Annotated in this window: 14 protein-coding genes and 1 tRNA gene; 7 read left to right on the top strand and 8 right to left on the bottom strand. The window is 41.5% G+C overall.

Going from position 1 to position 10,401, the window contains the following annotated elements:
- Positions 1–190: 190 nt before the first annotated feature.
- From HY035_05160 to HY035_05145, 4 genes are all read right to left on the bottom strand, one after another.
- Complete coding sequence (locus tag HY035_05160; GenBank protein MBI3377777.1) at positions 191–724, bottom strand: hypothetical protein; 534 nt, start codon at positions 722–724, stop codon at positions 191–193.
- A 70-nt stretch (positions 725–794) separates the two neighbouring features.
- Positions 795–968 carry a hypothetical protein gene (locus HY035_05155; GenBank protein MBI3377776.1) on the bottom strand — a complete coding sequence of 58 codons (174 nt, stop codon included), beginning with the start codon at positions 966–968 and terminating at the stop codon, positions 795–797.
- A 65-nt stretch (positions 969–1,033) separates the two neighbouring features.
- Positions 1,034–1,531, bottom strand: a complete 498-nt coding sequence (locus HY035_05150; GenBank protein ID MBI3377775.1) for a hypothetical protein — start codon at positions 1,529–1,531, stop codon at positions 1,034–1,036.
- A 46-nt stretch (positions 1,532–1,577) separates the two neighbouring features.
- Positions 1,578–2,501 (bottom strand): hypothetical protein, encoded by a 924-nt coding sequence (locus HY035_05145; protein ID MBI3377774.1) that lies wholly within the window; start codon positions 2,499–2,501, stop codon positions 1,578–1,580.
- A 217-nt stretch (positions 2,502–2,718) separates the two neighbouring features.
- On the opposite strand from HY035_05145, the gene HY035_05140 reads away from it, so the two are divergent.
- The 5 genes from HY035_05140 (at position 2,719) to HY035_05120 (ending at position 4,895) form a co-directional block, all read left to right on the top strand.
- On the top strand, positions 2,719–3,021 hold the full coding sequence (locus HY035_05140; GenBank protein ID MBI3377773.1) for a helix-turn-helix transcriptional regulator: 303 nt from the start codon (positions 2,719–2,721) through the stop codon (positions 3,019–3,021).
- A 195-nt stretch (positions 3,022–3,216) separates the two neighbouring features.
- On the top strand, positions 3,217–3,498 hold the full coding sequence (locus tag HY035_05135; protein MBI3377772.1) for a type II toxin-antitoxin system RelE/ParE family toxin: 282 nt from the start codon (positions 3,217–3,219) through the stop codon (positions 3,496–3,498).
- 5 nt (positions 3,499–3,503) lie between these two features.
- Complete coding sequence (locus HY035_05130) at positions 3,504–3,803, top strand: helix-turn-helix domain-containing protein (protein ID MBI3377771.1); 300 nt, start codon at positions 3,504–3,506, stop codon at positions 3,801–3,803.
- 440 nt (positions 3,804–4,243) lie between these two features.
- A complete protein-coding gene (locus tag HY035_05125; protein ID MBI3377770.1) occupies positions 4,244–4,528 on the top strand; it encodes a hypothetical protein in 285 nt (94 codons plus the stop codon).
- Positions 4,518–4,895: an ArsR family transcriptional regulator gene (locus tag HY035_05120; protein MBI3377769.1), complete on the top strand. Its 378-nt coding sequence runs from the start codon at positions 4,518–4,520 to the stop codon at positions 4,893–4,895. Before HY035_05125 ends, HY035_05120 begins: the two co-directional genes overlap by 11 nt.
- A gap of 64 nt (positions 4,896–4,959) precedes the next feature.
- Here the strand turns inward: HY035_05120 and HY035_05115 are convergent.
- The 4 genes from HY035_05115 to HY035_05100 form a co-directional block, all read right to left on the bottom strand.
- Positions 4,960–5,034 (bottom strand) — tRNA-Val (locus tag HY035_05115).
- Between the two features lies 1 nt (position 5,035).
- Complete coding sequence (locus HY035_05110; GenBank protein MBI3377768.1) at positions 5,036–6,229, bottom strand: phosphoglycerate kinase; 1,194 nt, start codon at positions 6,227–6,229, stop codon at positions 5,036–5,038.
- Between the two features lie 54 nt (positions 6,230–6,283).
- The gene (gene gap / locus HY035_05105) at positions 6,284–7,288 is read right to left on the bottom strand and encodes a type I glyceraldehyde-3-phosphate dehydrogenase (protein ID MBI3377767.1); all 1,005 of its coding nucleotides are present in this window, start codon (positions 7,286–7,288) and stop codon (positions 6,284–6,286) included.
- Between the two features lie 95 nt (positions 7,289–7,383).
- Complete coding sequence (locus HY035_05100) at positions 7,384–8,616, bottom strand: DUF1015 domain-containing protein (protein ID MBI3377766.1); 1,233 nt, start codon at positions 8,614–8,616, stop codon at positions 7,384–7,386.
- Positions 8,617–8,745: 129 nt separating this feature from the next.
- Here HY035_05100 and HY035_05095 point away from each other — a divergent pair, with 129 nt between their 5' ends.
- Both HY035_05095 and HY035_05090 read left to right on the top strand, forming a co-directional pair.
- Complete coding sequence (locus HY035_05095) at positions 8,746–9,276, top strand: adenylyl-sulfate kinase (GenBank protein ID MBI3377765.1); 531 nt, start codon at positions 8,746–8,748, stop codon at positions 9,274–9,276.
- Between the two features lie 170 nt (positions 9,277–9,446).
- Complete coding sequence (locus tag HY035_05090; protein MBI3377764.1) at positions 9,447–10,355, top strand: hypothetical protein; 909 nt, start codon at positions 9,447–9,449, stop codon at positions 10,353–10,355.
- Positions 10,356–10,401: the final 46 nt, after the last annotated feature.

Genomic DNA, 10,401 nt, shown 5'->3' with positions numbered 1-10,401 from the left:
TGCTACTGACGCCTCATTCCTCAAGCCTGCCAATACCATTTTCTGCTTCTCTTCTGCGCTCCATTTCTTTCTTGCCATCTGCTTCCTCCTTCCGGAGGACTAACTTACCAGTTGTTCCTAATTTCGTCAAACCCTACAAAAGCTTATACATGTCCCCCTATATTGTGCTTATACTTTCATAGAGAAACAGTCAGACCCCTAACCTCCTTCTTCCCAGAGCCCTTTGTGGATTAAAAATACCCTCCTTATTTTTCACAAGAGCAAATGTCAAAGGCGCAACAATAAGCAATATAGCTAAAGCGCTTCTCCTTGATTTTGCACGCTCCGAGGCTGTTTTGCCGGTCGGAGAAACAAAATTAAGAAAATTGATTATGAATAAAACAGATAAGGAAAGCTTTGTTATAAGTGCGACTATCATGCCCAAGATATTTTGATTGTCCTGATATGTACGGACAACAACCCATGAGAAAAGAACCGCTTCAACGACGATTAAGAAGACTGCTCCAGCTTTTTTCTGATCGCCGCCTATCAGCGAAAAGAGTTGGCTTAAAACTATTGGAGAGAGGGCTATTAAAAATATCAGCCCAAGGTCGTTATAATCACGAAAAATAGTAATTTTGTGCTTAAAGCCCAGTACTACACCTATAATTACTATCAGCAGCCAGCCGATTAAGGTGTAAGTATTAAAAACATAGTCAGTCCAAGAATGAATCTCTGCGGTCATAGTATATTTCTCACCTATTCCCTCTTATAAAAAAGGCTTGTTGCGGTTAGGCAACAAGCCTTTGGTCTGGTCAATGAGCCCCTGCGCGGTGTTTCTTCAACCCTTGCTCTGATTTTGCAACAATCGTGCAGTCAGGGCAAATGAAATACTTTTCTGTCGGATGCGCGCCCTTAGCATGTTTTTCAAATCCCTGCTTGGATTTTGCTACCGTGTCGCAATAAGGACATTTGTAACCGTCTGCCATAATTCCTCCTTGTTTTAAAAATTGTCAATTCTAACTGTTGATATATCAACAGCGCCCATAGACTCTTATTTTCTCCAAGCGGCATAGCTCCATTTTTGATAACCCTTTTCTTCGCACCAAGTATTGAGATCTTTTAATGGCATTCTATCCATATCTCCTGATGTGTAAAAACTCTTATCTTCTTTCTGTATGCAAATTTGAATTTGTAAACCAAATTCCTTGCGAAAATTTGTCTCTAATGTCTCGCCAAACATTCGGCTGGTCACTTTGAAATCACTGTTTGTGGAGCCTTTAATGGTACGAACTTTAGATAAACTTAGCTCCCCATCAAGCGGAGAGATATTTTCACCCTTTTTGGCTTTCTGGATTTCCTCTTCTGTAAAAAAATGAATCCCTAAGAATGGGTAGAGCTTTGAAAATTCATCTTGAATCGTTTTGACTCGTTTCCGTCCGTCTATCAAAATTTCATCTTCCGCTCTTTCAACATGAGCGGAAGCAATATGTTTTTGTAGACCTCCTTCCGATTTCGCAACTACTGAGCAATGAGGACACTGAAAAGACATGTTTGCCTCCTTTGTGGCTTAGTGTATGCATTTAATTTAAAAACCCTTATAAATCTTTAACAATATCAAATCGAAGATACCTGATTGTAAAATCATCTACCCATTTCTGTTCGTCTTGCGATAGTGATAGTTTTTGCAAGACCTTAATAAACTCTCGCACATCCATAGCCCTAATCCAACTCTGATGCTTTTTAAGACAATCACGAAAGCCGGGAAGCATTTGATCGACAGCCTCGTCCTCTTTCATGTAAACCAGTAAAGTGTGACCTTGCTGATACACAGATTTGGGATGCACCAGCATCGAATAAGCAAGAAGGGTATTCCTCCATAATTGATTATATTTCTTAAGGAGATCGGGGCCTTTAGAAAAGGGTGATGATGAAGAATTCGTCAATTCCTGATAACGGGGGGTTACGTATTCTGTAGGCGAAAACGTCTCAGTATATTTCATTTCTATTCCGATAAACCCTCGTTTATTAGACTCGTTGCGATAAGCAACAAACACATCAAACGCTGTTTTGTCTCCGAGATACTCATTTACCGGAAGAGGGGCGTATTCTATGATAATTTCCGTAACACTGCGAATATCAGGATAGATGGACTGAAAAACCCTAGTCGCCAAGTCTAAATTTTGAGCAAGCGGCGCAAAGAGGTTGAATGCCATCGGCTGACTGGAAAGCATATTGTGAAACAACCTGAACTCTTCAATAGTCCCTCCGATGTCTTTGCGTTGTAATCGCTCCATGGCATATTGATATATTGACGGGGTCAAGAAGTTATAGGGTGGATTTCCCCGGGGTTGATAAGGGATCATATTTGGCAGTAGACGTTTGCTATTTTTTGTCGGACCGATGCCTTGCGGAATTTTCAGGACAAAAGCTCTATACCATCCTTGGAGCATTCGAGCCTGATGCGTAAACCTGTTATCCGATTCTACCGCCGCACCGATTAGTTCTTTTTTGTCACCCATCTCGCTTCCTAAAACCTCGTGGCAAAAACACAAAGAAAATATTACAGTAGCCGTGAAAATCTTCAATCGCATGTTTTTCTTGCATCACCGATTCACTGTAGATTTACGAGGAAAATAACACATATTGGTGTTACTGTCAAGGTAATTTTCACATATACTGGGTTTATAGCAGCCAGAAAACAACATATAATTCCTGTAATTCTTTAGGAGCTAACCCATGAACAGCAATATCCCAATAGAATTAGGTAAAAGAATAAGGACTCTGAGAAAATTGAGGGGGTTAACGCAAGAAGAGTTAGGCGAAAAATCAGGGATAAGCTATAAATTTATCGGTGAGATAGAAAGAGGAGAGGTTAACCCAAGTTTAAATTCTTTGATTCAGATAGCAAAGGCTTTAGGCATACATGTAAGTGAATGCTTCCCCCATGAAAAAGAGATATTTCATCAATTCCCGCCTCAAGACATTCAGCTTATAAAAAAAGCTTTAGAACTGTTAGCCAGAGGCGTTGCAAAATTATAGAGACTGAAGGCGTTAAACACCTGTAGCCCACGCACAAAATGCAGGCACATCTTTAAAGTTTAACCATCCTGATTTTTAATGGGGCAAAGGGCGGTAATGCCCTTTCCCTTATTTTTTTGCCAGTCTACTATATAATGCCTCAAGGCAGCGTTTTTATTGACAAGCATGATAAAATAAATTATCATTAAACTAATCATGGATAGTTTATATAAACCGCCATTTAAGAAGTTTGTTAAAAAGCAATCCAGGGCTTTTCAGTTGGCAATTGAAGATGAAGTTGAAGGGGTTATAAACAGTCCTGATACGGGAGAGGCTAAAAAAGGCGACTTATCTGGATTAAGAGTGCATAAATTTAAGTTTCAGCGACAGGAATATTTAATCGCCTATAAAACAGAAGGCAATACGATAACATTTTACATGATAGGAACTCATGAAAATTTCTATCGTGAACTTAAGCAATATCTAAGGGAGGTCTAATCACCATGATAACAGCAAGAAAGGTTTATAAGGAAATCCTTGATATGCCGATAAGAGAAAGGGAAAGGCTCTTTTCTATTATTGCAAGGGTTGGTTTTGAAAAAGAACATTATACCCATGCAGACGTGTTCAGTGATATAAAGCAGTCTCCTTTTACCATCAAAGAGGCGTCAGAATATCTTGAAGTTGCAGAGATAACGGTTAGAAGATGGGTAAGGGATGGCATCCTGAAACACAATAGGATCGGCAAGAATATCGTGTTTGACCCTGATGCTTTAAAGACATTCAAGAAACAGAGGCAATAGATTGCCGATTTCAAAATGGTAGGCGATGGGGGTATCGAACCCACGGCCTCTTCCGTGTGAAGGAATACCGGAACAAACCTTGCATTTCCCAGATTTTTCTAAACCTTCGCAAGAATTACCATTTTAGTGCATCAAGGGGAAAGAGGCAGGGAGGGGTTAAGCAACACTGAAACAAAGAGCCTCTCAAAAACTTTAAGAAAATCTGTTTATAAGATGTTCTTATCTCAGGATATTGGAGAGTCCTGTCTAAGGGAATGCTACAGATTAACAGCACAAAATATAAAGGGTAAATCTTTAAGAAGGTAAAACAAATATCACCCTGCCTTGTATTATCACAGGGCAGGATCTTTATTTGTCATGTTGAAAAACAGGATAAATAAAAAGAGAGTATTTTTATTTTATATTGAAATACTATCTATGGGAGGTATATAATAACCTATATGAAGGCGGAACCTTATTATAAGTTCAAAAGGGCTTATGAAAACGGAGATATTGCAGAAATCAAGATTTGGAAGGTAGGAAAAACCACAGATAAACCACATGGCTTTAAATACTCATTGGCTCTGATAAGAGATGGAAAAAGGGTTATCGGATATGATAATGCTGAATACAAGGGTGATCATAAACATTATAAAGGCCGGGAATATCAATATGCCTTCAGGGGTACGGATGAACTGATAGAAAATTTTTTTGACGATGTAAGGAGGTTTAGAAATGAAGGTTAAGAATGTCCGTCTTGAGATACAAACCGAGGGTGAGTTTATCTCAGAGGTAAAGAGAGATTTGAAAAAAATTGCGAAAGGCGGGAGCGTAAAGAACCGCTCAACCATTTCTTTTGAATCTTTAAAAGCCATGAGAAAGTTTATTACAGATGAACGATTGAAAATTTTGAAGATCATCAAGAAATACCATCCCGGTTCTATCTACGAGCTTGCAAAGATACTGAAAAGGGACACAAAGAATGTCTCTGATGATGTCCATTACCTTGCAGAACTGGGGCTTATAGAGATCGAAAAAGGCAAATCTAACGGCAGGGAGAAGACAACGCCAGTAGTGAATTACGATAAAATTTTACTGGAAATACCGGTATAACAATTTTCAGGGGATAGGCTACCGGAGGCGATAAGGTGAGAGACCCTCCTCCTTGATTTCAAAATGGTGGGCGATGAGGGTATCGAACCCACGGCCTCTTCCGTGTGAAGGAAGCGCTCTACCACTGAGCTAATCGCCCTCTACTCCTCTTTCCTGTCCGTCAGCGCTGCGATGCCCGGCAGTTCATTGCCCTCAAGCAGCTGAAGCGATGCTCCGCCGCCTGTTGATATGAAAGATATCGCATCGGATACACCAGCCTTGTGCACTGCGAGGTCCGTGTCTCCTCCGCCGACTATTGTGAGAGCATATGCATCAGCCACTGAATGGGCAATGCCGAAAGTGCCCCTTGAGAATGCATCTATCTCAAAAACACCCATAGGGCCGTTCCATATTATTGTCTTTGCATCCTGCAACGCCTCGGAGAAAAGCTTGACAGACGCCGGGCCTATATCAAGCGCCCTCCAGCCTTTTGGAATTTCCTGCGTAGTCACCAGTTTTGTCTCGGAGCCGGCCTCCATGCTCTGCGCTATTACACTGTCAACAGGAAGATAAAACTTAACATTATTTTTTACCAGTTTTTTTCTTATCATCTCTGCAAATTCAAGCATCTCTGTTTCCACAAGCGAGTCTCCAACTTCGTATCCCATTGCCTTAATAAAAGTGTATGCCATTCCGCCGCCAATTATCACCTTGTCAACCTTATCAACAAGATTTTCAAGAACGCCTATCTTGCCTGAGACCTTTGCGCCTCCGAGTATGGCAACAAACGGCCTCACAGGATTGTGCACGGTCCCCTTAAGATATTCTATTTCCTTTCTCATCAGGAAACCTGCCGCTGAAGGCAGAAACTTTGTGATGCCGACCACTGATGCGTGCGCTCTGTGCGCTGCTCCAAATGCATCGTTAACATAATAGTCGGCAAGCCTTGCAAGCGCCCTGGCAAATTCTTCATCGTTTCTTTCTTCGCCGGGATGGAACCTGAGATTCTCCAGAAGAAGGACATCGCCTTCCTTCATCTTTGAAACAATGCTTTCTACCTGCGGCCCTATGCAGTCAGGCGCAAAGATAACCTCCTTGCCAAGAAGCCTCTGCAGCCTCTTTGCAACCGGCGCAAGGGTAAATCTGGGGTCTGCCTTCCCTTTGGGCCTTCCAAGATGGGAAGCAAGTATAACCTTGGCCCCTTCGTCTATCGCATAATCTATTGAAGGCAGAGTGGAACGAATCCTGCCGTCATCGGTTATGGTAAGGTTGTCATCAAGCGGCACATTAAAGTCCGCCCTTATAAAAACCCTCTTGCCTTTAATGTTCAGCTCTTCAATTGTAAGTTTGTTCAGGACATCCTTAATCGGGACATGACTATGACTATTATTCTTTCTTGCCATTGCAGACTAACTCCTCTTTGTGAGATAGATTATCAGGTCGCGCACCCGCGAACTGTAACCTGTCTCATTATCATACCATGCTATGATTTTTACCATCCTGCCTTCCAGAACTTTTGTAACAGAGGCGTCAACAATAGAAGAATGGGCATTGCCGTTAAAGTCTATTGATACAACAGGCTCTTCTGTATATTGAAGAATCCCCTTCATCTTTCCTTCAGCCGCCTTTTTCAGGGCTGCATTCACTTCCTCTACAGTCGCATCTTTTTTGAGTTCAGCCACAAGGTCTATAACAGATACATTGGGGGTCGGAACTCTTATTGACATGCCGTCAAGCTTGCCTTTTAGTTCAGGCAAGACAAGTCCCACTGCCTTTGCAGCGCCGGTTGTAGTCGGTATCATTGACATTGCAGCAGCCCTTGCCCTTCTTAAATCTTTATGCGGGAGGTCAAGAATACGCTGGTCATTTGTATACGAATGTATTGTTGTCATCAAGCCTCTCACTATGCCGAATTCCTGATGCAGCACCTTTGCCACAGGAGCAAGACAGTTCGTTGTGCAAGATGCATTGGAGATTACTTTGTGCTTTGAAGGGTCCAGCGTTTCTTCGTTTACTCCAAGACATACCGTAACATCAGGGTCTTTTGCAGGCGCTGATATTATTACCCACTTCGCTCCTGCATCAAGATGTTTTGAGGCGGACGCCCTGTCTGTAAATCTTCCTGTTGATTCAAGGACAACATCAACGCCGAGACTTTTCCATGGAAGTTTCTCAGGCTCTGTGACAGCAAGGATTTTTATTTCCTTTCCGTTGACGCTTATGCCGCTGTCAGTGGCTTTTACATCCGCATTAAATATCCCGTGCACAGAGTCATATTTAAGCAGGTGCGCAAGGGTCTTTGCGTCTGTGAGGTCATTTATTGCAACAATATCAAAATCCTTGCATGACGCGCTTGCCCTTAAAAAAACCCTTCCAATTCTTCCGAATCCGTTAATCGCTACTTTAACCGACATAAAAAATCCTCCTTTTTTAAAAGTTCACAGCTGACAGTTCACAGAAATACTTCTTTTGCCGTGAACAGTGAACAGTGAACTATCTGTTCCGTAAGCTATTCATTGAATTTATACATAACCATGCCTGTTAAAAGCTTGGGATAAAAATATGTGGATTTTGGCGGCATCCTTTCGCCTGAAAGGGCAACCCTTTCAACATCCTTAACTCCTGTAGGATTCAGGAAAAATGCCGCATCATAAATCCCCTTTCTGACCATCTCCCTTGTTTCCGCTGTGTCCATCTCGTATGTTACCTCGGTAATATTAAGCAGTTTCTTAAATATTAGTTCATGTAGTATGGTAACATCAAGTTCTTTTAATGCGGGATTTATGTTTTCAAGCCCGGCGCCTTTATGCCCTTTATGCCTGAGCAAATACAGGTTATCACTATTGCGATGACAGAAGCCGATAGCGTGTTCATATCCGGATAATGCCCCTGTAATGTCATCCTGTGCTGAGAGAATTTCTACCGTAAAATGTTGTGACAGGATATCAAGAGAGTTCTCAGGCAGATTTTTAACAAGCCTGTGCGCGGGAAGTATTGTCAGCCCTTCATCTGACATATTGGCAAGAAACATAAGAACATAATCCCAGGGTTTAAGTTTGGAGTTCAGAGTTTGGAGTTCAGAGTTTTTCTCCTGACTTTTGTTCATCTCTCTCTGGAATTCAAGCGCTGTCTCATATCTGTGATGGCCGTCAGCTATAAATACCGGTTTCCCTTTCAGGTCATTCCGGATTGTTTCAATATCTTCTTCAGCGTCAACAACCCACAGCCTGTGGACTGCGCCGTCAGAATCTTTCGCCTCCATATATGGCTTCAGGAGCATAACCCTGTTTATTATTTCGGATGCCTTTTTCCCGGGACTGTTATAAAGCGAAAAAATCGGGCTTATATTTGCCATGCATGTTCTTAAAAGGTTCAGCCTGTCAGCCTTTGGTTTTGAGTGCGTGCATTCATGCGGATATACGCCCCTGCCGAGTTCTTCAAGACGTACGAGGCTGAAAAAACCTCTAAGTTTTTTAGGCTTTTCTTTAACCCTGTACTCTATCTCGTAACCGTAAAAAGCAGGAGCTTTACTCCCATGCAGAATTCCATCTTTCAGCCATGAATTGAGATAGCCTGAAGCCCTTGTGTACTTATTATGTGAGTCGTTATCGCCCTCCAGTGCCTTGCCGAAATCAATCCTTACACTGTTATAAGGGCTTTTGCCGTAGAGTTTTTCTTTGTATTCAGGCGCAATAATATCGTAAGGAGGGGCCATTACATCCTCCCCTGAAACCTTAGACATATTGTAGAGGACTCCCTTGAAAGGGATAATTTCAGCCATATTCTTGGAAGAAAAATAAAAAAGATGAGATATGATACCACACGGGATTATTGAATTGCCATATTTCTCCTTTGGTATTAAACTTATTACATGAAGGGCCTTGCTTTATGGATAACGGGGCTTCCGGGGAGCGGGAAGAGCACACTCGCCGATGAAATTAAAAAACTCTATCCAAAATTTATCATATTAAGGATGGATGCGTTCAGAAAGATTGTAACGCCAAAGCCGGCTTATTCAGGTCTTGAGAGGAACATTGTTTACCGCTCCCTCGTATATCTCGCAAAGATAATGACAGGACGGGGACATAATGTGATTATAGATGCTACAGGAAACCTTAGGAGGTGGAGGACCCTTGCAAGAAGGTTAATCCCGAAATATGCAGAGATATATCTTAAATGCCCGCTGGAAGTCGCTATGAAAAGGGAGCGAAAAAGGGTTTATACCCATAAGGCTCCGAAAGGCATCTACAAAAAAGGCGCAAAGGGCTGGCCTGTGCCCGGCATAAACGTGCCTTATGAAGAGCCGAAAAAACCTGAATTGACGATAGAAACAGATGTTATACCCATAAAGGAAAGCATAGTGCTGGTCAAAAAGTTGCTATTCAGACTCTCACGGCAGTAATTTTTCTGAACTGCCATAATCATGGCAGGGAAGCGGGACGTTAAGCCTTATTATAGAAGTCCCCCTTACCGTATTTTCCTTCTCTTGAAATTCCTGCGCTTGAAGGGGTATGATTGAGAGGGAAAATGGGGGGGTGGGGATGTGGCACGACCTGATCTCAGTACAAAGTAATGAATAAAGAACAAATCATAGAATACTTTTCTCTCTTTTCTAATCATGAAAGCGATGGGCTGGAATGTATTTTCAGCGAGGAAGGAAAAGAGGAAGTTTTCGAACGGCTTAAAAATATTGATAGCCAACACTTGAGTAAGGTTCAGCTTAATCAGCTTTTAATTATTTCCGGTCTGACAGGTATTTCCTTTAGTTTTTTTAAATACTATTGGCTTACCAAGCCCGACAAACACCCATACCAAGTTGAAAAGTTAGACGACTTTGAAGAAGAATTTATCGGCAAGGAGGAAATCACATCATTACAACATTTGCGTTGGGGCTTGCGGCGAATTTACACGGATGCACTTCTTTATTACGGTAACATCACCAACGGTTTTAACCACCTCAATACAAAAAATGAAAAAGATCTGATCAAATTTTTTGAAAGCAGGCGTTTCAAAACTGAAACGATTATAAGTAGAGGACAAGCTTTGGACTTTGAAGATATTCCAAAACTTGACAGGTATTTGATTTCTGAAATGGCTTGTAAAACTTATGAAGCACCTACAGAATCAGAACAAGATCTGAAACAATTTTTAATTGACAATTATCAGGAAGCAAAAAAACAAGGATTAAACCGCCTTGCTGTTAAAGACCTTTTTACAAAGGACTTCAAAGCAAAAGAAAAATATGAAAATAGCATCGGGCTTTTTGAATTTTCAGCCGAGGATATTTTAGACAAGGTAATTGAGAAAGATGCCGACATTGAAAATTACTATAGTGAAATCGCTGAAAGATTCGCAAGAGCAAGAAAGCAAGCACTACAGAATACAAAGTATTATCTCTCATTGGTAAACTGTCCTGCTCGACTTTTTCGGAACAACTATTTCGAGTTTAAAGTTAGTCCCACCAGATTTTCAAGTTTATAATAATTAGCCGGGATATCATATCCCAGCGCCTCATGCGGCCTATAGG

This window comes from Nitrospirota bacterium (assembly GCA_016195565.1).
Classification (GTDB): domain Bacteria; phylum Nitrospirota; class Thermodesulfovibrionia; order Thermodesulfovibrionales; family UBA1546; genus UBA1546.
This window is presented reverse-complemented; position numbering and strand designations above follow the sequence as displayed.